Source organism: Acuticoccus sp. I52.16.1, assembly GCF_022865125.1.
Taxonomy (GTDB): Bacteria; Pseudomonadota; Alphaproteobacteria; order Rhizobiales; family Amorphaceae; genus Acuticoccus.
Map to the genome: position 1 here is coordinate 3460231 of NZ_CP094828.1, position 22972 is coordinate 3483202.

At 71.4% G+C, this 22972-nt stretch carries 17 protein-coding genes; 14 read left to right on the plus strand and 3 right to left on the minus strand.

Annotation, left to right across the window (positions count from 1 at the left end):
- Window positions 1-186: 186 nt before the first annotated feature.
- Both MRB58_RS15605 and MRB58_RS15610 read right to left on the minus strand, forming a co-directional pair.
- Window positions 187-1113 (minus strand): 3-keto-5-aminohexanoate cleavage protein, encoded by a 927-nt coding sequence (locus MRB58_RS15605; protein WP_244778043.1) that lies wholly within the window; start codon window positions 1111-1113, stop codon window positions 187-189.
- A gap of 8 nt (window positions 1114-1121) precedes the next feature.
- Complete coding sequence (locus MRB58_RS15610) at window positions 1122-2045, minus strand: 3-hydroxyacyl-CoA dehydrogenase (RefSeq protein ID WP_244778044.1); 924 nt, start codon at window positions 2043-2045, stop codon at window positions 1122-1124.
- A 120-nt stretch (window positions 2046-2165) separates the two neighbouring features.
- On the opposite strand from MRB58_RS15610, the gene MRB58_RS15615 reads away from it, so the two are divergent.
- The 12 genes from MRB58_RS15615 to MRB58_RS15670 all read left to right on the plus strand — a co-directional run bounded on the left by MRB58_RS15615 (window position 2166) and on the right by MRB58_RS15670 (window position 16137).
- Window positions 2166-2867 carry a GntR family transcriptional regulator gene (locus tag MRB58_RS15615; RefSeq protein ID WP_244778045.1) on the plus strand — a complete coding sequence of 234 codons (702 nt, stop codon included), beginning with the start codon at window positions 2166-2168 and terminating at the stop codon, window positions 2865-2867.
- 24 nt (window positions 2868-2891) lie between these two features.
- Window positions 2892-3668, plus strand: coding sequence for an SDR family oxidoreductase (locus MRB58_RS15620; RefSeq protein ID WP_244778046.1), 777 nt, complete (start codon window positions 2892-2894; stop codon window positions 3666-3668).
- Window positions 3669-3723: 55 nt separating this feature from the next.
- Window positions 3724-6018 carry a xanthine dehydrogenase family protein molybdopterin-binding subunit gene (locus MRB58_RS15625; protein ID WP_244778047.1) on the plus strand — a complete coding sequence of 765 codons (2295 nt, stop codon included), beginning with the start codon at window positions 3724-3726 and terminating at the stop codon, window positions 6016-6018.
- A gap of 248 nt (window positions 6019-6266) precedes the next feature.
- Window positions 6267-6575, plus strand: coding sequence for a hypothetical protein (locus tag MRB58_RS15630; RefSeq protein WP_244778048.1), 309 nt, complete (start codon window positions 6267-6269; stop codon window positions 6573-6575).
- Between the two features lie 84 nt (window positions 6576-6659).
- On the plus strand, window positions 6660-7397 hold the full coding sequence (locus tag MRB58_RS15635; RefSeq protein ID WP_244778049.1) for a sulfite exporter TauE/SafE family protein: 738 nt from the start codon (window positions 6660-6662) through the stop codon (window positions 7395-7397).
- Window positions 7398-7587: 190 nt separating this feature from the next.
- The gene (locus tag MRB58_RS15640; RefSeq protein ID WP_244782005.1) at window positions 7588-8487 is read left to right on the plus strand and encodes a metal ABC transporter substrate-binding protein; all 900 of its coding nucleotides are present in this window, start codon (window positions 7588-7590) and stop codon (window positions 8485-8487) included.
- A 118-nt stretch (window positions 8488-8605) separates the two neighbouring features.
- Window positions 8606-9493 (plus strand): manganese/iron ABC transporter ATP-binding protein, encoded by an 888-nt coding sequence (locus MRB58_RS15645; protein WP_244782006.1) that lies wholly within the window; start codon window positions 8606-8608, stop codon window positions 9491-9493.
- Window positions 9493-10404, plus strand: a complete 912-nt coding sequence (locus MRB58_RS15650) for a metal ABC transporter permease (protein ID WP_244778050.1) — start codon at window positions 9493-9495, stop codon at window positions 10402-10404. The genes MRB58_RS15645 and MRB58_RS15650 overlap by 1 nt, the downstream gene beginning before the upstream one ends.
- A 17-nt stretch (window positions 10405-10421) precedes the next feature.
- Entirely contained in the window at window positions 10422-11261 is an 840-nt protein-coding gene (locus MRB58_RS15655) for a metal ABC transporter permease (RefSeq protein WP_244782007.1), read from the plus strand.
- A 113-nt stretch (window positions 11262-11374) separates the two neighbouring features.
- Window positions 11375-12814 (plus strand): CHAD domain-containing protein, encoded by a 1440-nt coding sequence (locus MRB58_RS15660; RefSeq protein WP_244778051.1) that lies wholly within the window; start codon window positions 11375-11377, stop codon window positions 12812-12814.
- 167 nt (window positions 12815-12981) lie between these two features.
- Window positions 12982-13959, plus strand: a complete 978-nt coding sequence (gene speB / locus MRB58_RS15665; protein ID WP_244778052.1) for an agmatinase — start codon at window positions 12982-12984, stop codon at window positions 13957-13959.
- Between the two features lie 156 nt (window positions 13960-14115).
- Window positions 14116-16137, plus strand: a complete 2022-nt coding sequence (locus tag MRB58_RS15670; RefSeq protein WP_244778053.1) for a methyl-accepting chemotaxis protein — start codon at window positions 14116-14118, stop codon at window positions 16135-16137.
- Between the two features lie 401 nt (window positions 16138-16538).
- Here MRB58_RS15670 and mprF read toward each other — a convergent pair whose 3' ends face one another.
- Window positions 16539-19145: a bifunctional lysylphosphatidylglycerol flippase/synthetase MprF gene (gene mprF, locus MRB58_RS15675; RefSeq protein WP_244778054.1), complete on the minus strand. Its 2607-nt coding sequence runs from the start codon at window positions 19143-19145 to the stop codon at window positions 16539-16541.
- Between the two features lie 589 nt (window positions 19146-19734).
- Here mprF and MRB58_RS15680 point away from each other — a divergent pair.
- Window positions 19735-20937 carry a M20/M25/M40 family metallo-hydrolase gene (locus tag MRB58_RS15680; protein WP_244778055.1) on the plus strand — a complete coding sequence of 401 codons (1203 nt, stop codon included), beginning with the start codon at window positions 19735-19737 and terminating at the stop codon, window positions 20935-20937.
- A 124-nt stretch (window positions 20938-21061) separates the two neighbouring features.
- Window positions 21062-22744, plus strand: coding sequence for a gamma-glutamyltransferase family protein (locus MRB58_RS15685; protein ID WP_244778056.1), 1683 nt, complete (start codon window positions 21062-21064; stop codon window positions 22742-22744).
- The last annotated feature ends 228 nt before the right edge of the window (window positions 22745-22972 follow it).

Sequence of the window (22972 nt, forward strand, 5' to 3'; positions counted from 1 at the left end):
CCCGTTGCGACCATCGTCGCGCCGGGGTCGGCCCGCTCTCTGCGCATCCTCCGAGGGCGGCGCAGAGGAGGCGGCGCCTCCTCCGAAGGGAGGCGCGGAGGGCGCCGCCCCGGCCGGGCGCACACGGTCGGCGTTCCGAGGCGCCGACAGCCGTTCGTCCACGGCCGTGCGTGTGCGACGGACCCTCTAGAACTCGACGCGGTCGCCGCCCTTGAGCTGCAGGATCTCGCGCGCCTCGTCGGGCGTCGCGATCTCCAGCCCCAGGCCTTCCAGGATGCCGCGGGCGATCGTCACCTGCTCGGCGTTGGAGGTGGCGAGGCGGCCCTTTCCGGCCCACAGGTTGTCTTCCAGGCCCACCCGCACGTTGCCGCCCATCGCCGCCGCGATCGCCGCGATGCGCATCTGGTTGCGTCCCGCGCCCAGCACCGACCAGCGATAGTCCGAGCCGAACAGGCGGTCGGCGGTGCGCTTCATGTGCGCCACGTCCTCCGGATGCCCGCCGATGCCGCCCAGGATGCCGAACACCGACTGCACGAAGAACGGCGGCTTGACGAGGCCGCGCTCGACGAAGTGGGCGAGGGTGTAGAGATGGCCGATGTCGTAGCACTCGATCTCGAACCGGGTGCCGTTTTCGGCGCAGGCGGTGAGAATGTGCTCGATGTCGCCGAAGGTATTCTTGAAAATCCGGTCCCTGGAGCCTTCCAGGTAAGGCTGCTCCCAGTCGTGCTTGAACTCCTTGAAGCGGTTCAGCATCGGGAAGAGGCCGAAGTTCATCGACCCCATGTTCAGCGAGGCGACCTCTGGCTTGAAGACCTCCGCCGGGCGCATCCGCTCCTCGACCGACATCGTCGGCGCGCCGCCGGTGGTGATGTTGATGACGCAGTTGGAGCGCTGCTTGATCACCGGCAGGAACTTGCCGAACGCCTCGGGCGACTGGTCCGGCAGGCCGGTCTCGGGGTGACGCGCGTGAAGGTGCACGACCGCCGCGCCGGCCTCCGCCGCGCCGACGGCCGCATCGGCGATCTCCTCGGGCGTGATCGGCAGGTGAGGCGACATCGACGGGGTGTGGATCGACCCGGTGACGGCGCAGGTGATGATGACCTTGTTGGCCATGAGAGCTCCTACTCTTGCGATTTCTTGTGGGCCGCCAGCGCGGCGAGGCGCTTGTCGCGCCAGCGGCTCATCTCGGCGACCCGCTCGACCGAGGGCGCCGACCCCCACGCTTCGACACAGCGGGCGAGATTGTCGACGCCGAGCGCGGCGTCCGGGTCGCTCGTCTCGGCGACGCGGCGGAAGAACGGGCTGTAGCGCTCGATATAGTCGGCGAGGCCCGCAGGGGCGTTCAACTCGCCGACCTGGAAGGGGCCGATGAAGGACCACCGCAGGCCCAGCCCGTCGGTGATCGTCTTGTCGAGATCCTCGGGGCTGACATACCCCTCGCCGACGAGCCTGAAGGCCTCGGTCACGAGGGCGGCCTGCAGGCGGTTGAGGATGAAGCCGTCCACCTCCTTCTTCACGGTGATCGGCTTCTGCCCCAGCGCCTCGAACATGGCGCGTGTCTTGGCGACCACCGCCTCGTCCGTCCACGGCGCGCCCGACAGCTCCACCACCGGGGCGAGGTGGGGTGGGTTCACCGGATGCGCGACGAGGCAGCGCGCACGGCCCGGCAGCGCCTCGGTGAAGAGCGAGCATTGCAGCGCGGAGGTGGACGAGGCGAGGATGGTGTCGGCGCCGGCCAGCCGGTCGAGTTCGGCGAAGAGGTCGAGCTTGACCTCCAGCCGCTCCGGGCCGCTCTCCTGCACGTAGGCCGCGCCCTCCAGCGCCTCGCCCAGGGTGGCGACGGCGACGAGGCGGCCGAGCGCGGCCTCCGGGTCGTCGCACAGCCCGTGTTCGGCGAGGGTGGCGAGGCCGTGGGCACACTCGGCGACGCAGGCGTCGGCGGCGCCGTCCACCAGGTCGTAAACGGCGACGTCCCAGCCGCCCCGCGCAAACACCATCGCCCAGGCCCGTCCGATGAGCCCTGCGCCGACGATCGCGACCTTCATAGAAACTCCCTCGTTCAACGCCCGGTAGACAACGTTGTCGACACGGCGCAACTGCCGCTTGCCGCGGTCTGTGATCACACTTACGCTGGACGAGATGCCCCCGTTTGTCGAGAGCGTTCCATGACCGAGGTCGCCGTCGTCGATCGCAACTCCCCGGCCTGTCGCAAAGTCACCCTCGGCACGCAGGTCTACGAGGCGCTGTCGAACCGGCTGGTCGGCGGAGAGCTGGCGCCGGGCGAGAAGATCTCGCTGCGCCACATCGCCGACGGGCTCGGCACCTCCGTCATGCCGGTGCGCGAGGCGGTCTCGCGCCTCGTCGCCGACGGCGCGCTGGAGGTCTCGCCCAACAAGGCGGTCTCGGTCCCGGTGATGACGCGCGACATGTTCTGCGAGCTGACCACCGTGCGCGTCGCGATCGAGGGGTTCGCCGCCGAGCAGGCGGCCTTCAACCACCGCGCCGGCGACCTCGCCACGCTGAGCGCGCACGACGCCGCCTTCCGCCACGAATGCAGCGTCGACCATCCCGACCGGGTGGCCGCGTTGAGCGCCAACCGCGACTTCCACTTCGCGCTCTACGCGGCGGCGGACCTGCCGACCTTGCTGCCGATCATCACCGGGCTGTGGCTGAAGATCGGCCCGGTCCTCAACCTCGACCTGCGCCTTTCCACGCAGCGGCTCGCCATCGGCGGTGCGGAGGCGCAGCACGCCCGCTGTATCGAGGCGGTGCGCCGGCGCGACGGCGCTGCGGCCCGCGCCGCGATCGCCAAGGATATCGAGACGACGGCGGCGCTGATCGCCTCGACCGGGCGGCTCGCCCCCTGAACAACAACAAGACGGGAGAACACCATGGAGCTTGGATTGAAGGACTTGCGCGTGCTGGTGACGGCGGGCGCGGCCGGCATCGGCCTCGAGACCGCGCGGGCGTTCCGTGAGGAGGGGGCGAAGGTCCACATCTGCGACGTCGACACCGCCGCCCTCGCCGAGGTCGCCGCGAGCGACCCCGAGTTGACGCAGAGCGTGTGCGACGTCGCAAATCGCGACGCCGTCGATGCGCTCTTCCGCGATGCGCTGGGCGCGCTCGGCGGGCTCGACGTGCTCATCAACAACGCCGGCATCGCCGGGCCGACGGCCTATGTCGACGAGATCGAGCCGACGGACTGGGACCGCACCGTCGAGGTCTGCCTCACGGGGCAGTTCAACTGCACGCGCCTCGCGGTGCCGCACCTCAAGCAGTCGTCCAACGCGCTGATCGTCAATCTGTCGTCGGCGGCGGGCAAGTTCGGCTTCGGCCTGCGCACGCCCTATGCGGCGGCCAAGTGGGGCGTCGTCGGCTTCACCAAGTCGCTGGCGGTGGAGCTGGGGCCGTTCGGCATCCGCTGCAACGCGATCCTGCCGGGCCTCGTCGCCGGCCCGCGCATCCAGCGCGTGTTCGAGGGCAAGGCGCGGGCGAAGAACGTCGCCGCCAAGGAGATCGAGGCGCAGGCACTGGCGATGAACTCGCTGCGTACCTTCGTCACCGCGCGGCAGATGGCCGATCAGATGCTCTTCCTCGCTTCGGAGCGCGGGCGTACCATCTCGGGACAGGCGATCTCGATCGATGGCGACACCCAGTCGCTGATGTAAGGTCGCCCCAGCGATACCGGGCGGGGCCCCCCGTCCGTCAGACGAGGCATCATCCATGGCAGATCGTACCGGGCGCATCGAGGATGTGCGCTTCATCACCGGCCGCGGCCGTTACACCGCAGACATCGCCGAGCCCGCCGCGCTGCACGTCGTCTTCGTGCGTGCTCCGCTGGCGTCGGCGCGGATCGCGGCGGTCGACGTCGCGGCCGCGGCGGCGATGCCGGGCGTGTCCGCGGTGCTGACGGCGGCGGACCTCGCCGCGGACGGGGTGAAACCCGTGCAGGCACCGCTCAACGTCACCGGTCCGGACGGCACGGTGTGGGGCGCGGTCGAGCGGCCCCTCCTGGTGGGCGACCGGGTGCGCTTCGTCGGCGAGCCGGTGGCGATGGTGGTCGCCGCCTCGCGCATGGCGGCGATGGACGCGGCCGAAGCGGTCGACGTCACCTATGCCGACGAGGCCGCGGTGACGACGATCCCCGACGCGCGCGCCGACGGCGCCCCGCTGGTGTTCGAGACGCGCCCCGGCAACGTCGGCTTCGTGTGGGCGCACGGCGACCGGGCGGCCGCCGACGCCGCCATCGCCGCCGCCGCGCACCGGGTGACGCTCACCACCCACGTCACCCGCGTCGCGCCGATGGCGATGGAGCCGCGCAACGCCATGGCCCGGCCGGAGGGCGAGCGCTGGGCGATGTACGTCAGCCACCAGGCCCCGCAGGCCTTCCGCGGCACGCTGGCGGGCGCCTTCGGCCTGGCGCCCGAGGATATCCGCGTGGTCGCCGCCGACGTCGGCGGCTCGTTCGGCATGAAGATGGGGCCGATGCGTGAGGAGATGCTCGTCCTCTACGCCGCGCGCAAGCTGGGCGTCGCCGCGCGCTGGGTCGCCGACCGGACCGAGGACTTCCTCACCGACGAGGCCGGCCGCGACATCCTCATGCACATCACCCTGGGGCTCGACGCGGACGGCGTCTTCACCGGCCTTGCGGTCGACATGGAGGCCAACCTCGGCGCCTATGCCACCGGCCGCTCGCAGCCGCCGCTCTTCAACATCGGCGGCATCGCCGGCGTCTACCGCACGCCGGTCATCGCCGCGACCGTCACCGGGGTTCTGACCCACACCGCGCCCGTCTCGGCCTATCGGGGGGCGGGGCGGCCGGAGGCGACGCTCGCCATCGAGCGTGCGGTCGACAAGGCGGCGCGCGAGCTCGGCATCGACCCGGTGGAATTGCGCCGGCGCAACCTCATCCAGCCGGGCGAGATGCCCTGGGTGTCGCCCTTCATCTTCAACTACGACTGCGGCGACTTCCCCACCGTGCTCGCCGAGGGCGCCGACTTCGCCGACCTCGCCGGCTTCCCCGAGCGGCGCCGCCAGTCCGAGGCGCGCGGCAAGCTGCGCGGTCTCGGCGTCGCCATGTGCATCGAGGCCGCCGGCGGTCCCTACGGGCGCACCTCGCCCGACTATTCGGACGTGATCGTTGGGGAGGACGGGCGCATCGTCCTCACCGGCGGAGCCTTCAGCGCCGGGCAGGGGCTGGAGACGGCGATGATCGACCTCGCCGCCGGCGCGCTCGGCCTGTCGCCGGGCGACTTCCGCTACGTCCAGGGGGATACCGACGACGTGCCCAAGGGCAAGGGCATGGGCGGCTCCTCGGCGATGATCTCGTGCGGCTCGGCCGCCCTGGAGGCCGCGCGCGACCTCATCGAGAAGGCCACGAAGAAGGCCGCCGATAGGCTGGAGGTCGCCGAGGTCGACGTCGAGTACGAGGCCGGCAGCTTCCGCGTCGTCGGGACCGACCGCACGGTGAGCCTCGCCCAGCTGGGTGCGGACGCGGCGGCGGCGGGCGAGCGGCTTGCCGGCAACGGCGCCTTCCAGCCGCAGGAGGCGACCTTCCCCAACGGCTTCCACGTCTGCGAGGTGGAGGTCGACCCGGACACCGGCGAGACCCGCATCGTCGGCTACAGCGCGGTCGAGGACATCGGCCGGGTGCTGAACCCGCAGCTCGCCTCGGGCCAGATCCACGGCGGCGTGGTGCAGGGCCTCGGACAGATCCTGCAGGAGGACGTGGTCTATTCTCCCGGCGACGGGCAGCTCCTGTCGGCCAGCCTGATGGACTATTCCGTCCCCCGCGCCGACGACATGCCCACCGTGCGCACCGCCTTCTGCGCGGTCGAGACGGCGCTCAACCCGCTCAAGGTCAAGGGCGTCGGCGAGGCGGGTTCGGTCGGCGCCGTCGCGGCCGGGCTCAACGCCGTCAACGACGCGCTCGCCCAGCGCGGCGTCCCCTCGTTCGACATGCCGGCGACCCCGTCACGGGTGTGGGAGGCGCTCCACAAGGCACAGGGTGTGCGATGACGACGCTCGCCTCCGGCGCACGGCCGGCGCGATGACTGTTTGTCGGACGATGACGGGCATGCGGGATCGTTGCCGCCGTCTGCCGCGTTGTGAGGGGGCCCGCTGTATGGTACCGGGTGCCCTCGAGTATTTGGTGGAGTCCGCCAATGATAGCACGATTACTTTTCAGCGTTGTTTTGGTAACTGTCGGGTTGGTGTCGTCGGCTGGCGCAGAAGAGCAGCTCAGCGCACGGCAAATCCGGGAATTCATGCTTGGGGCCAAGATGTCCGGCGTTTTGGTCGAGACCAACGAGCGCTGGTATGAGTGCGTCGCGCCCAGCGGGGATACGGTCTACAACCTGGAGGGGCACATCTCGACCGGGTTCGTCGAGATCGAGGAATCGGGCCGCACCTGCTTCACCTATCCCCGCATGCAGACGACGTCTCGCTCCTGCTTCCACGTGCAGATGGAGGAGGGCAAGCGCGTCTTCGTCGAGGAAACCTCGCGCATCAAGTTCCGTGTCGACGAGATTGACCGCGGGTTCGATCAATGCCCCGCTTCACAGCCGGTCAGCTGACCGCCGCCTCGGCCAGACCGCTCGGGCCCCGCTGACACCCGTCGCGCACCCTCGCTCCGTGGGGCTTCGTCCGGCGCGGCGGCGATGACGATCTTCCTCGTCCTCAGCACGATCTTCGTCGGCTCGGTCATGAAGGGGGCGATCGGCATCGGTCTGCCGCTGCTGGCGACGCCGGTGCTGTCGATCTACCTCGGCGTGCCGGCGGCGGTGGCCATCGTGTCGATCCCGATCGTCGCGACCAACGCCCGGCAGGTGGTGAAATTCCGGGCCGACGTGTTTCGTCAGCGCTACCTCGCGGCCTTCCTCGTCGCCGGGGGTGTCGGCGTGGTCCTCGGCACCACGGTCCTCGTCAGCGCGCCGGTGGCGCTGCTGCAGATCGGGCTGGGCGGCGCGGTGCTGGCCTACCTCGCGATCCAGCTCCTCATGCCGCCGCTCGTCATCACACCGGCGCAGAGCCGCGTTCTGGGCGGCCCCGTGGGCCTCCTCACCGGGTTGTTGCAGGGGGCGGTCGGCATCTCCAGCGTGGTCAGCATCACCTTCCTGCAGGCGCTGCGGCTGGAACGGGCGGCCTTCGTCGGCTCCATCTCCTCGATGTTCCTGATGTTCTCGACCATCCAGATCGCGGCGCTGGTGGTGGAGGGGACGATGACGCGCGAATATGCCGCCCTCGGCGCGCTCTCGCTGCTGGCGGCCGGGGCGGGGATGTGGCTGGGCGACAAGTTCGCCTCCCGCATGACGGCGACGCTCTTCCGCCGCGTCGTCTTTGCGATGCTCGGCCTCCTGTCGGCGATGCTCGTCATCGGCGGTGTCGCCGCCCTCTGACGCCATCCGCGCCGCTCGCCCGCCGGCCCCGGCGACCCGTCGCCACGGCGTGCCCCGCGTGCCCCACATCGCACCCCCGTGCCCGCGATCGCGGTGCGGCGCACAAAGCCGCACCTTGGTCCAATTCAAACGACTTGACCGATGCGACTGGTTCTCAATAACAATTGGCGGGGCAACAAGGGGTGCTATGATGCACGATTGTGCGCGGTGGCTGGCTGCGGCCGGGGTGATCGTCGCGATGGCCGGACCCGCCGCCGCGGCCGACCGGATGAAGGTCGTCACGACCTTCACCGTCCTCGCCGACATGGCCCGGAACGTCGCCGGGGATGCGGCCGACGTCGTCTCCATCACCAAGCCCGGCGCCGAGATCCACGGCTACCAGCCCACCCCGCGTGATATCGTCGGCGCCTCGGACGCCGACCTGATCCTGTGGAACGGCCTCAACCTCGAGCGCTGGTTCGAGCAGTTCCTCGCCAATCTCGGCGACGTGCCGTCGGTCACGCTGTCGGACGGGATCGAGCCGATCCCCATCGCCGCGGGTTCCTACGAGGGGCGGGCCAATCCGCACGCCTGGATGGGCCTCGCGAACGCTCTCCACTATGTGGATAATATCCGCGACGCCTTCGTCGCTCAGGACCCGGACAACGCCGCCACCTACGAAGCCAACGCCGCCGCCTACAAGGACGAGATCAGCGCCACCCTCACCCCCCTGCGCGACGCGCTGGCGGCGGTGCCCGAGGACAAACGCTGGCTCGTCACCTGCGAGGGCGCGTTTAGCTACCTGGCGCGTGACTTCGGCCTCCAGGAGCTCTACCTCTGGCCGATCAACGCCGATCAGATCGGCACCCCGCAGCAGGTCCGCGCGGTGATCGACGGGGTGCGCGAACACGAGATCCCCGTGGTCTTTTGCGAAAGCACGGTCAATACTGCACCTGCCGAGCAGGTCGCGCGGGAGACGGGTAGCCGATACGGCGGCGTCCTCTACGTAGACTCGTTATCGACGGCCGATGGACCGGTGCCCACCTACCTCGACCTCCTGCGCGTGACGTCCGAGACCATCGTCGACGGTCTCACCGCGGCCAGGCCATGACACCCCGAGAGCGCACCGCCGCCGCCGTCCCCCGGTGCGGCCGATGCCAGAGAGGAAACCCAGCGTGCTCGACCAGCCGAAGGTGACACGTCACGCGCCGGCGCCCGGCGGGCACGGCATGGCCGGCGGTCCGGCGGAGGCGACGGCCGACGAAGCCGGCATCGTCGCGCGCGACGTCACCGTCACCTACCGCAACGGCCACACCGCGCTGACCCACGCGACCTTCGAGGTGCCGCGCGGCAGCATCGCCGCGCTGGTAGGGGTGAACGGCGCCGGCAAGTCGACCCTCTTCAAGTCCATCATGGGGTTCGTCCCCGCCGCCCAAGGCGAGATCCGCCTCCTGGGCCGCACCGTGCGCGACGCGCTGCGCCTCAACCTCGTCGCCTACGTCCCGCAGTCCGAGGAGGTCGACTGGTCGTTCCCGGTGCTGGTCGAGGACGTCGTCATGATGGGGCGCTACGGCAAGATGGGCTTCCTGCGCCGCCCGTCGCGGGCCGACCACGCGGCCGTCGCCACCGCGCTCGACCGCGTCAACATGGCCGACTTCCGCCACCGGCAGATCGGCGAGCTGTCCGGCGGGCAGCGCAAGCGCGTCTTCCTCGCCCGCGCCCTCGCCCAGGACGGCCAGGTGATCCTGCTCGACGAGCCGTTCACCGGCGTCGACGTGAAGACCGAGGACCAGATCGTCGCCCTCCTGCGCGAGCTGCGCGCCGAGGGCCGGGTGATGCTGGTCTCCACCCACAACCTCGGCTCCGTGCCCGAGTTCTGCGACCGGACCGTCTTCGTCAAAGGCACCGTCCTCGCCTACGGGCCGACCGAGACGACCTTCACCCGCGAGAACCTGGAGCGCGCGTTCGGCGGCGTCCTGCGGCACTTCACCCTGTCCGGCCAGATGCTGCACGACGACGACGACCCGCGCGAGATCTCCATCATCACCGACGACGAGCGCCCCGTGGTCCACTACGGCGACTGCGCCCAGCGCGCCAACCCGGAGGAGGGCGCCTGATGGCCTTCCTCGCCACGCTCGCCGAGCCCTTCTCCTACGGCTACATGACGAACGCCATGTGGGTCTCGGCGATGGTCGGCGGGGTCTGTGCCTTCCTGTCGGCCTACCTGATGCTCAAGGGCTGGTCGCTCATCGGCGACGCGCTCTCGCACTCCGTGGTGCCGGGCGTCGCCGGGGCGTACATCCTGGGCCTGCCGTTCGCCATCGGCGCCTTCCTGGCGGGTGGGCTGGCGGCGACGGCGATGCTCTTCCTGTCCAACCGCTCCGGCCTCAAGGTCGACACCATCATCGGCCTCATCTTCACCGCCTTCTTCGGGCTCGGCCTCTTCATGGTGTCGCTCAACCCGATGGCGGTCTCGATCCAGACCATCACCATGGGCAACATCCTGGCGATCACGCCGGAGGACACCCTGCAACTCGTCGTCATCGGCGCCGTCTCGCTGGCGGTTCTCCTATTGAAGTGGAAGGACCTCATGGTCGTCTTCTTCGACGAGAACCACGCCCGCTCCATCGGCCTGCGGCCGGGCCTTCTCAAGGGGGTCTTCTTCGTCCTCCTCTCGGCTGCCACCGTCGCCGCCATGCAGACGGTGGGTGCCTTCCTGGTCATCGCCATGGTGGTGACGCCGGGCGCCACCGCCTACCTCCTGTGCGATCGCTTCCCGCGGCTCATCGTGGTGTCGGTCACGATCGGCGCGGTGACGAGTTTCGTCGGCGCCTATGCCAGCTACTTCCTGAACGGGGCGACCGGCGGCATCATCGTCTCGCTTCAGACGCTGGTGTTCCTCGCGGTTTTCCTCGGCGCGCCCAAGCACGGCCTGCTCGCCGCCCGCCGCAAGGCCGCCGCGGCACTGGAGCCGGAGCGCCCCGCGCCGGCGCCCGCGGCGCCCGTGGTCGCGGAGAGCCGCCCGTGACCCTCGCCGACCTCGCGATGCCGTTCCAGTTCCCGTTCATGCAGAACGCCTTTCTGATCGCGGTCATCGTTGCGATCCCCTGCGCGCTGCTGTCCTGTTTCCTCGTCCTCAAGGGCTGGGCGCTGATGGGGGACGCGGTCAGCCACGCCGTCCTGCCGGGGGTGGTGCTGGCGTGGATCCTCAACATTCCCCTCATCATCGGCGCCTTCGCGGCGGGGATGACGTGCGCGCTCGCCACCGGCTACCTCTCCCACAACAGCCGCGTGAAGCGTGACACCGTCATGGGCGTGGTCTTCTCGGGCATGTTCGGCGCCGGCATCGTCCTCTACACCTCGATCACCTCCGACGAGCACCTCGACCATGTGCTCTTCGGCAACATGCTGGGCGTCGGTCGGGCCGATCTCCTGACGGCGGGCGCGATCTCGCTCGCCGTCTCGCTCGCCCTGCTGCTGAAGTGGAAGGACCTGCTGCTGCACGCGTTCGACCCAGCGCAAGCGCAGGCGTGCGGCCTCGACACGGGCCTCCTGCACTACGGGCTCCTGGCGATCCTCTCGCTGACCATCGTCGCGACGCTGTCCTCGGTGGGCATCATCCTCGCGGTGGGGCTGCTGATCGCGCCCGGGGCGATCGCCTTCCTCCTGGTGCGAAGCTTCGGCCGGATGCTGGTGGTCGCCGTCGCGGTCACGATCGCCGCCATGGTCGCCGGCACCTACGCCAGCTTCTTCCTCGACAGCGCCCCCGCACCGACGATCATCCTGGTGCTCACCGCGGTCTTCGTCGTCGCCCTGGTGCAGCGCGAGTTGGTGACCCGCGCCCGCTCGCGCCGCGCCATCGCCGCCCCAGAAGTCGCCGGCTGACCGGGCGACATCGGCGCACACCACCGCGCCGGCGCCGCCCTCGCCACCTAGTCAATGACAATGAGTTGTGACACTGCTGGGCGCAATCAGTACGCCTGGGCAAAGGTCCAACCATGTCGTTCCAATTCAAGTCCGCCGACGCTTCGCTGCAGGACGGTGTCCGCCGCGTTGCGCGTTCGCAGATCCGCCGCGCCCTGGAGGAGGCCGCCGCGACCACCGATCCAGCCGAGGCCGTCCACAGCGTGCGCAAGCGGTGCAAGAAGGTGCGCGGCCTCATCCGCCTGGTGCGTCCGGGTCTGCGGGGCTACGGCGCCAAGAACGCCGCGCTGCGCGATGCGGCGCGCCCGCTGTCGGGCGTGCGCGACACCGCCGTCATGGTCGAGACCTACGACAAGCTCGCCAAGGCCTTCCCCGACCGGCTCGACCGCGCGGCGAGCGCTACGGTGCGCGCCCACCTCGTCGACGCGCGCCGCGCCGCCCATGTCGACGACGCCGCGTTCGGTGACGCCATGGCCGAGTTCCGTTCCGCCCTCGCCGCGCTGCTCGACGAGATCGCCACCTGGAAGGTCGACGGCAAGGCCGCCGACGTGGTGGCCGAGGGGGCCGGCCGCGTCGCCAAGGACGCCACCAAGGCGCTCGAGGCGGCGCTGAAGAAGCCGACGCCGGACCGTCTTCACGAGTTGCGCAAACAGGTGAAGTACCACACCACCCACATCCGCCTGCTGCGCGAGGTGTGGCCCGGACCGATGAAGGCCGTCGCCGACGAACTCTCCTACCTCGGCGACCTCCTGGGCGACGAGCGCGACCTCGCCCTCTTCGTCGAGACGCTGCGGGCCGGCCCGCTGGCGCCGGAGCTGACCGCCGACGTGATCGCGCTGGCGGTGCAGCACCGCGCCGCCGTGCAGGCCGAGGCGCTGGCCCTCGCCCAGCGCGCGTTCGCGGACGAGCCCAAGGCGGTCGCCGAGCGGATCGAAATGCTGTGGCGGGTGTGGCGCCGCGGCGTCTCCGCTCCGGCCGAGATCTCCGGCGAGGGTGACGCCGGGGCCGCGTCCGAGGAGGAGCCGGCGGATCCGGGCGCCCCGGTCGCCGGCACCGAGATCGAGCGCAAGTTCATGGTGGTGGGGGACACCTGGCGCGACGCGGTGCGCGAGACGATGGCACTGCGCCAGGCCTATATCGCCAACACCGAGACGCTCAGCATCCGCGTGCGCATCAAGAACGACAGTGAGGCGACGCTCACGGTCAAGAGCGCCGCCATGACGCTGGCGCGCACCGAGGTGGAGTTCAAGATCCCGCTCGGAAAGGCCGAGGCGCTGATGAGCCTTGCCACCGGCCTCACCATCGAGAAGCGCCGCCACGTCGTCCCCGTCGGCGGGATCGACGTCGAGGTCGACGAGTTCGTCACCCCCGATCCGGCCCTGGTGATGGCCGAGGTCGAGCTGTCCCGGCCCGACGCGCCGCTGCCGGTCGCGGCCTGGCTCGGCCGCGAGGTGACGGGAAACCCGCGCTACTACGGTGCCACCATGGCCGCCGCCGTCCGTCCCGCCGACTGAGGCCGCCGCCCCCGGCAAGGTCGAGGACAGCGGCGCCGGCCACGCCGCGATCCCCGTCCGGCGATGCCGCCGCGGCCCGTCGCACGGACCCGGACGCTTGACACGGCGGGCGACGTCCTCGCGTTAGAAGGACGTCGCCGACCGACCGAGAATGCCCGGAGCTTCCCGTGACCGACACCACCGACCGCGCCTTCACCGGGGGCGCCTATGGCATGGGCCTCGAGAACTGGTTCGGCGGGGCCACCAGCCTGTTCCGCCGCCGCTACGCGCGCGATCCTTCCGGTGCCGACGTCGCGGTGCTGGGCGTCCCGTTCGACCAGGCCGTGACCAACCGGCCTGGCACCCGCTTCGGTCCGCGCGCGGTGCGCACGGCCTCGTCGGCCGTCGCCTGGCCCGGCGGACCCTGGCGCTGGACCGACGACCCCTTCGCCCACCTCGACGTGGTCGACACCGGCGACCTCACCTACGACATCGGCGATCTCCCCGCCTTCGCCGCCACCCTGGAGGCGCGCGCGGCCGAGATCATCGCCACCGGCGCCAAGCTCTTCACCCTCGGCGGCGATCACTTCATCACCTACCCGATCCTCAGGGCGCACGCCGCGCGGCACGGCCCGCTCGGCCTCGTGCAGTTCGATTCCCATAGCGACACCTGGCGCGACACCGGCCCGCGCATCGATCACGGCACCATGTTCTTCCGCGCCGTCGAGGAGGGGATCATCGACCCGGCGCGCTCGGTCCAGGTCGGCATCCGCTCCGGCAACGAGGAGACCTTCGGCCTCACCACCATCGACGCCGACGCCGTCGCCGACCATCCGCCCGCCGCCGTCGCCGAGCGTATCCGCCAGATCGCCGGCCCCGGCCCCAGCTACCTGACCTTCGACATCGACGTTCTCGACCCCGCCTTCGCCCCCGGCACCGGCACCCCGGTGTGCGGCGGCATGACCCCCAACACCGCCGAGCGCATCCTGACCGGCCTCGCCGGCGTGCCGTTCGTCGGCATGGACGTGGTGGAGGTCTCGCCCGCCTACGACGTGTCGGAGATCACGGCGCTGGCTGCGGCGACGATGGCGCTCAACATGATGGGCCTCTTCGCCGTGATGGCGGGCGCGCCGGGCTTCGGCCCGCGGCCCACCGGCGCGCTCTGAGCGCAGGAACCGGGCGGTAAAGCCACACCCCAGCCTCCTCCGGCCGGCGCGCGTGCGTGCGGCAAGCTCCGGCCCAGCGTCCTCTGCCACCACCCTCGCGGCTCACCAGCACTCTGGGCGAGCGGGTTTGGATTGAAGGCTAGAGGAGTCGATCGCTTGATCTCGCGCTTACCGGTCTGGGTGAAACTGAGCACCCTCAACGTCATCGTGATGCTGTCGCTGGCGATGGGCCTGATGGCCTTCGCCGTGCTCACGATGGAGCACAACGTCGGCAACCGCCTTCTCCAGAGCCAGAGCCAGAACCTGCGCCTCGCCGCCCACGAGCTGGAATTCTTCGCCGAGGGCGTCGCCATCGAGATGGACCGCGACGGCAACGTCACGCGCCTGTCGATCGCCCAGTGGCCCGACTTCGCCACCGCCGAGACGGCCGACCACACCTACATCGATCGCGTCGGTACCATCACCGGCGAGACGGCGACGATCTTCGCCTACGATCCCGCGCAGAACGACTTCGTGCGCCGCACCACCAACATCATCAAGGACAACGGCGAGCGGGCGGTGGGCACCGTGCTGGGGGCGGGCAGCGCCGCCACGCCGCCGATCATGAGCGGCAACGCCTTCCTCGGCAGCGCCGTCATCCTGGGCAAGTCCTACCGCACGCTCTATCAGCCGATCTTCGCCAGCGATCCCGCCATCCCGCAGACCGCGCAGGGCGTCGCCGGTATCCTCTATGTGGGCGTGAACGACGAGGTGGTGCTGAGCGAGATCTCCTCGTTCGCCTGGGAGCTGGGCGCGATCGCCATATTCGTCACCCTCGCCGGGCTGGCTCTGTCGGCCTTCTTCGGCTGGAATCAGCTGCGGCCGCTGCGCCGCGCGGCGGACGACATGGCCGCCATCGCCAAGGGCGTCCACGTCGACGTCGAGCAGACGCGCAAGGACGAGATCGGCGAGATGCAGGGCGCGCTCATCGTGCTGGCCGAGGTCGCCGAGACCGCGGCGCAGCGCGCGCAGATCATCGAGCAGCTCGACGAGCCGGTGATCACCACCGAGGCCGACAAGGCGTTGACGATCAACTACGCCAACGCCTCCGCGCGCGAGCTCCTCAAGCAGCTCGCCGCCAAGGATGCCGCGGTGCCGGCCGATCCGGTCGGCCGAACGCTCGGCGAGATTCACCCCGCCGGCCGCAAACTCGACGTCGCCGCGCTCGCCAAGGGGGCCACGCCCAAGCCGATGACCGCACGCTACGGCGACGAGGTGATCGTCTTCCGCCTCGGTGCGGTGCGCGACCGCCAGTCGGCCTTCGCGGGCGCGTACGTGTCGATCGAGGTGGTGACGCAGCGCGAGCGCACGGCGACACAGTTCGAGACCGACGTCGCCGGCCTGATGGACACCGTGCGCAGCGCGCTGGAGGTGTTGAAGGAGCGCACCGGCGCGCTGGAAAACGCGGCCGCGTCCGGCACCAAGGACTCCGGCGAGGCGGCGACCGTCGCCATGGAGGCCGCCGACGCGATCCATACCGTCGCCGCCGCCGTCGAGGAACTGAACAACTCCTTCTCGGAGGTGGCCGTGCGCATCGCCAAGAACGCGGAGTTGGCGAGCGACGCCGCGTCCACCACACGCGGCGCGGCGGAGACGGCGGCCGCGCTCGACGTCGCCGGCAAGCGCATCACCGAGGCGGTCAGCCTGATCGCCGCGATCGCCGAGCAGACCAACCTGCTCGCCCTCAACGCCACGATCGAAGCCTCGCGGGCGGGCGAAGCGGGGCTCGGCTTCGCGGTCGTGGCGAGCGAGGTGAAGTCGCTCGCCGACCGCTCGGCCAAGGCGACGTCCGAGATCTCCGGCGAGGTGGACCGCTTCAACGCCGCCGGCCGCACGCTGATCGCGGCGATGGATCATGTCCAGGAGGCGATCCGCAACGTCGACGAGGTGTCGACGGCGGTGGCCGCGGCGGTGAACCAGCAGCAGGCGACGACGCAGGACATCGCCCGGACGGTGGTCGACGTCGCCAGCTCCGCCGGCCGGGTGAAGACCCTGTCGCAGGCGGTCAACAAGGAGTCCGAGCGCACCGGCGAAGTGGTCGCCGAAGTGAGCCGGGTGACGAGCCAGCTCGACGAGACCGGCCGCGAACTCTCCGCCCGCGCAAGCAAATTCCTCACCGTGATCCGCCACGCCGCCTGACGCGGCCCACCCTCCGCGCCACAAGCGGACCGCCCCCCGGCGGTCCGCTTTTTTTATGCCGCCCGTCATCACACACGGGCCGGCGCGGTCGCGGATCGACCCGTAACGGCACGGCGGCTTGCGCCGGGGTCGTCGGTGCGGCTCGGTCGGGCCGATCTTTGGGCCGGGCAGGGGGACGCTGGGCCGGGCAGGGGGCCGCCTGACGCCGCCGGCTCGCGCGGCTCGGCATGCACGCGGCAACGCGAATTCCGCAGGCCCGGGCGGCAAGGCGACGAGCGCGCTATCTGCCACGCCCGCAGGGGGCAGGGAGAGGCGCGGCTCGGGTGGAGAGGTGACACCGCGGCGGCCTCGAGCAGGGGGACGGCGGACGGCGGGGCGCGAGCGGCCCGGCCCCGGCGGGGTCAGGCGGCGCGACCCTCGGCGGCACGATCCTCGGCGGTCCGGTCTTCGGCGGTGTCCTCGCCCTCCAGGCCGCGGGGGCCGCGCGAGACGATCCACGTCGCGTCGATCATGACGCGGGCGACCGAGCGGGCCCCCGTGTGGGCGAGGTAGCGCGGGCGCCACTCGGGCTTGAACTTCGCCTTGTAGTCGCGCAGGCCGCTGAAGTTGTAGAAGGCGCCGCCCCGGCGGTAGACGGTGGCGCCGACGCGGCTCCATGCCGGTGCCAGGCGGTGCTCGGCGAGGCCTGCCAGCGGCGCCATGCCGAGGCTGAGCCGCGCCACCCCTTCCGCCTTCAACGCGTTGATCAGTGCCACGAAGAGGAAGTCCATCGTCCCGTTCGGCAGGTCCGGGCCGTGGCGCATCAGGTCGATGGTGACGTCCTCACCCCGCCCGCAGCGCCACAGCGTCGCGAAGGCGACAGGCGTGCCCGCGTGGCGCACCAGAGCATGGTCGAACCGGGCGAGATAGGCCTCGGACCAGAAGCCGACGGAGAAGCCCTTCTCGCGCCCCGCCTGTCGTTCCAGCCACGCGTCCGAGATCGGCCGCAGCGCCGCGGCGAGCGGGGCGACCTCGCCCGCCGGGACGATCTCGAAGGTGAGGTCCGCCCGTTCGGCACGCGCCGTCATCTGGCGGAAGCGCGTGGCGCGCGAGCCGCTCATGGTGAAGGCGGCGAGGTCGACCACCGCCTCCTCGCCCAGCTTGGCGAAGGCGAAGCCGGCCTCGATGTAGACCGGCAGCGTGGCCGCGCTCACCTGGTAGAAGGCCGGAACGCCGCCGTTGCGGTGCGCCAGCTCGCGGAAGCGCCAGACGAGGCGCGCGGTGGCGGCACGGCAGCGGGTCACCGGGTCACCCATCGCCAGGTAGGTGCCGCGCTGCACCTGGTACATGATGAAGCCGCCGTCCTCGTCGAACAGGAAGCGCTTGTCGCCGAGGAAGGCGAGGTTGGCGTTCGGGTCCGGCGCGCCGGCGACCGCAGCGGCGATGCGCCCCGCGCAGGGCGCCTCCGCCCCGTTGGGGATCGCGATGTGCGTCGCGCGCCACAGCAGCAGCAGCGCCAGCACGACCGACGCGCCGACGCTCGCCCGCAGGAACCGCGGCGCGTCGGACTGGACGGCGAACTCCCACCAGTGGGTGCCCTCCCAGTCGACATCGCCCCGGGCGACGAGGCCGACGGCGATGGACAGCGCGATCGCCGCCGCGATGCCGGCGATGCGCCGCACGCTCACCGCTTGCAGCGCGCTGCCGCCCCGGTCGAACGCGCCGCGGGCCGCGATCAGCGCCACCATGAGGACGACGCAGGCCGCGGCCTCCTCGAAGTCGAAGCCCTTGGCGAGGGAGACCACCGCCTCGGCCGCCAGCAGCGCCAGCGCCGCCACCCAGGAGGCCCGCATCTGCCGCTTCAGCCCCGACGCGACGATGAGCAGCGCCGCCCCCGCGACGCTGGCGACGAAGTGCGACGCCTCGACGAACGGGAGCGGAAGCACGGCGCTGATCCCGGACATGCGCCAAGCCGCGCTCGGGACGGCGCCCGAGATCAGGAGCAGGAGGCCGAGGCCGAAGACGGCCGTCGACAGGACCAGCGGCGCCAGCGGTCTCAGCAGCGGGACGAGCAGCATCGGCAGCGCGCTGAGCCGATTGCGCTGCGGCGCCAGCTCCGCCACCGCGAAGGCGATCGCCGCCAGACCGAACGGCGCGACGTAGTAGACGAGGCGGAAGACGAGGAGCGCCGCCAGCAGCGCCGAGGGCGCGCCGGGCACGGAGATCAGGATGACCGCCTCGAACGCGCCGACGCCGCCGGGGGCGTGACTGAGGACGCCGGCGACGGTCGCCATCGCGAAGATCGGCAGGAAGGCGAGGAACGTCATGTCGCTGCCGGCGGGCAGTACGAACCACAGCCCCAGCGCGGCGAGCCCGGTGTCGGCGATGCCGAGGGCGACGACGGCAGCCCCGGTGCGGGCCGTGGGCAGGGTGAGCGCCTGCCCGCCCAGCCGCAGCGTGCGCCCGCCACGGGCGATCCACGCGCCGATCGCGAGCGTGACCCCCAGCCCCAGCGCCAGCCCCGCCTCCGCCGGCAGGCCCACCAGCGGCGTCAGTACCCCCGGCGCGGCGATGAGGCTGATCCCCGCCAGGCCGGCGATGCCCAGCCAGAAGAACACCGCGCCGAAGAGGGTCACGGCGATGGTGGCGCGTGCGGTGAGCCCGGCGCGGCCATAGCGGCGCAGGCGCACCGCCCCGCCGGTGACGACCCCGAAGCCCAGGACGAAGGTGAACGCCCAGCTGATGAACCCGGTGAACACCGCGAGCCGGGGAGACACCGCCGCCCCCGCCTGCCGCAGCGCCAGCCACTCGAACCCGATCAGCGCGGCATAGGAGCCGGCGGTGGCGAAACCGGCGGCGAGGAGGTCGATCCCGCGGGTCGCGTGTACCGCACTGGCGACGTCCTTGGCCGCGACCCCTTCCAGCATGTCGACCAGGAGGACCGCGACCGCGCCCGCCAACAGGAGCGCGGCCACCGCGGCGAGCCGGCGCGGATGCAGGAGCCGGCGCCGCCGCACGAGGGCGCGCATGCGCATCACCGCACGGGGCGATGGGCCGGGCGGCCGGTGGGGCGGTCGGCCTGGGAGGCGGCAGGATTTCGCATTGCCGCGAAGGTAATTGACGCGGCTGGTGTGGCCGTGTCCCGCCGTCCACCTCCGCGCCGCCCCCTGCACAACATTCGGGCGCTGCGCCGAATTGCTCGCTCGACGCCCACCGGCACCGGCCCATGTTCAGTGAGGCAAGGGTTGAACGCACGGACATTGCTGGAGGAACGGTTTCGCCGGCGACCGCCGCGGGTCCCCGTCGCCCCGGCCGCCGAGGCCCGCCCCCGCAGGAGCGCGATCGACGACGCCGGGCGCTCCCGCGTCGCGCAGCCATCGCCGGCCAGTGCGGCCGTGCGGGCGGGCGAGCATCGCCGCGGGCACTTTCTGCAATCCGCAATGTCGCTCAGACCCCGTCCGTGCGCCGGACGCGGCCGTGCCGCCTGGCCGGTGCCGGGCAGCGAGCACGCCGTCCACCGTGCCGGCGACGATTTCACCCCGTGCGGCCGATCGCGCTAGAAGAGGCGGCAGGCCCTGTGGGCCGTGCCCCCCGCGTCCCCTCTGCGAAGCGTCCGCCATGACCGAAATCCGAACCGTCCTCTCCCACCCCTCCTTCGAGGCCGCGCGGGCGGACCTGCGCCGCAATCACGACCGTCTCGTCGCCGAGCTGATTGAGCTGACCGAGATCCCCGCGCCGCCCTTCATGGAGGAGCGGCGCGCCGAGGCGATGCGGGCGAAGATGACCGCCGCCGGGCTGGACGAGGTCGCGATCGACGCGGTCGGCAACGTCACCGGGCTGCGGCGCGGGCGCGGCAACGGCACCGCCGTGGTGGTGGCCGCGCACCTCGACACGGTGTTCCCGGCGGGCACCGACGTCACGGTGCGGCGCGAGGGGACGCGGCTGCTGGCGCCCGGCATCGGCGACGACACCAGCGGCCTCGCCGCGATGCTGGCCTTCGTGCGCGCGCTGGACGCCGCCGCGATCGAGACCGAGCACGACATCCTGTTCGTCGCCGACGTCGGCGAGGAGGGGCGGGGCGACCTGAGGGGCATCCGCCACCTGTTCGCCCGCGAGGACGCGGCGCGCATCGTCGCCTTCTTCACGCTCGACACTCCGTCGATGGACGAGATCGTCGTCACCGCGGTCGGCTCCAAGCGTTACCACATCGTCTTCCGCGGGCCCGGCGGGCACAGCCTGATGGCGTTCGGCACGGTGAACCCGATGTACGCGCTGGGCGCGGTGATCGCAAAGATGGCGGCAATCGAGGTGCCGCGGGAGCCGCGCACCACATTCTGCGCCAGCGTGGTGGGCGGCGGAACGTCCATCAACGCGATCCCCGAGGAGGTTTGGCTCGACGTCGACCTGCGCTCCACCTCGGCCGACGAGCTGGCTCGGCTCGACGCCACGCTCGCCGACCTCGTCGCCGCGTCCGTCGCGGCGGAGAACGCCCGCGGCTCGACCGCGAACGGCGTCGTCACGGCCGAGGCCGTCAAGATCGGCGACCGCCCCGCAGGGGCGACCGCGCCCGATGCCGCCATCGTCGCCGCCTCGCGCGCCGCGCTGACGCACTTCGGATTTCCCGCCCGGCTCGGCGCCTCGTCGACGGATGCCAACATCCCCATGAGCCTGGGCGTACCCGCGGTGAAGCTCGGCAGCGGCGGACGTGGCGGGCGCATCCACACCCTGGAGGAGTGGATCGAGCTGGAGCCGGAGGAGACCCAGCGCGGCCTCTCGGCCGGCCTCGCCGCGATCCTCGCCGTCGCCGGCCTCTCCGGGTAGCTGCCGCGCGCCGGAGTGGCCCGCCGCTCGCATGCGGCTTTACCGGGGGCGGGGTGCGCGCTCTAATGGCATGCAATCGGCGGTGTCCGCCGGTCCGCCGGCGCCCGCCAGACGAGGAGACGACATGCCCATCGGTCATCGTGCCATCGGTCGCCGCCACATGGTCTCCGCCGGCAACGCGCTCGCCGCCCGCGCCGCGGACCAGGTGCTGGAGGCCGGCGGCAACGCGGTCGACGCCGGGGTCGCCGGCGGCCTCGCCCTCGGCGTGGTGCAGAGCGACTATGTCAACATCGCCGGCGTCGCGCCGATCATGATCCGCCAGCCCGACGGCACGGCCGTCACGATCGACGGTCTCGGCGCCTGGCCGGCCGCGGTGACGCCCGATCTCTTCATGCGCGAGCATGGTGGCGAGATCCCGCTCGGTATCCTGCGCACGGTGGTTCCGGCCGCGCCCTCCGCCTGGATCGAGGCCCTGTCGCGGTTCGGCACCATGACCTTCGCCGAGGTCGCCGCCCCCGCCATCCGCCTCGCCCGCGAGGGGTTCGCGGTGCATTGGCTGCTGCACAACATGATCGCATCGCACGAGGCGGAGTACGCCAAGTGGCCGTCCAATGCGGCGATCTACCTGCCGGGCGGGCGGGTGCCCCGGATCGGTGAGCGCTTCGTCCAGAGCGACCTCGCCGCTACATTGCAGAACATGGCCGACTGCGAAAGCGCCGCGCCGGGCGACCGCCGCGCCGGCCTCGCCGCCGCCCGCGCCGCCTTCTACCAGGGCGACATCGCCCGCCAGATCGTCGATTTCCATGCGCGCGAGGGGGGGCTGTTGACGGCGGCCGACCTCGCCGGCCACCGCTCGGAGGTGGCGCGGCCGCTGCCGGCGCGGTTCGCGGGGGGAACGGTGCTGTGCTGCGGCGCCTTCTGCCAGGGGCCGTTCCTCGGCCTCGTCATGCAGCTCCTCGACCGGATGGACTGGAGCGATGTCGTCCAGGGCAGCGCCACCTACTTCCACCGCGTCGTCGAGTGCGTGAAGCTCGCCTTCGCCGACCGCGAGGCCGTCCTCGGTGATCCCGCCTTCGTCGACGTCCCGGTCGCGCGCCTGCTCTCGCCCGAGTACGCGGCCGAGCGTCTCGCCCTCTTCGATCCGCGCCGCGCCGCACCGGACATGCCGGCCGCCGGCGTCGGTACGGTGGGGCCGGTGCGCGTTTCCGAGGCGGTGCCCGCGCCGGGCGACACCTCCTACATCGCCGTGGTCGACGCGTCCGGACTTGCGATCTCCGCCACCCCGTCGGACGTTTCGTACGAGAGCCCGGTGGTCCCAGGCACCGGGCTTGTCCCGTCCTCGCGCGGTTCGGCGAGCTGGGCCGACCCGGCGCATCCCAGCTCCGTCGCCCCCGGAAAGCGCCCGCGGCTGACCCCCAACCCCGCCATCTGGGTCGACGCCGAGGGCCGGTCGATGCCGCTCGGTACCCCCGGCGGCGACGTGCAGATCCAGGCGATGGCGCAAGTGCTGCTGAACCGCGTCATCTACGGCATGGACCTCGAGGAGGCCGTCCTCGCCCCGCGCGTGGCCTCCTACAGCTTCCCCAACAGCTTTGCCCCGCACGAGAGCCACCCCGGACTGGTGCGGGCCGAGTCGCGCATCCCCGCCGCCGAGCTGGTGGCCCTCAAGGCGCTGGGCCACCGGGTCGACATGTGGGGCGATTGGACCCACCTCGCCGGCGCCGTCTGCGCCGTCGCGATGCGGCCGGACGGGGCGCTGGAGGGGGCCGCCGACCCGCGCCGCCCGACCGGAACCGCCGGCGTATGAGGCGCCGCCCGCTCCCCTCATTCGAGATCGGGCGAAATACGCTCAAAATTGCGGCGTTCAGCCTACTTCGGCAACATTTTGAGCTTGACACCTAGGCCCGACATTGACTTGCCGGCGTGTGAATGCCATTCCGATAAAAGAAAATCTATTCCGATTTTCGAAATTTCTCTTCGCCGGGTCTTCTCTTCGCCAAGGGATCGGCGGGAGGCGCTTCGTGTCGACTGTGAG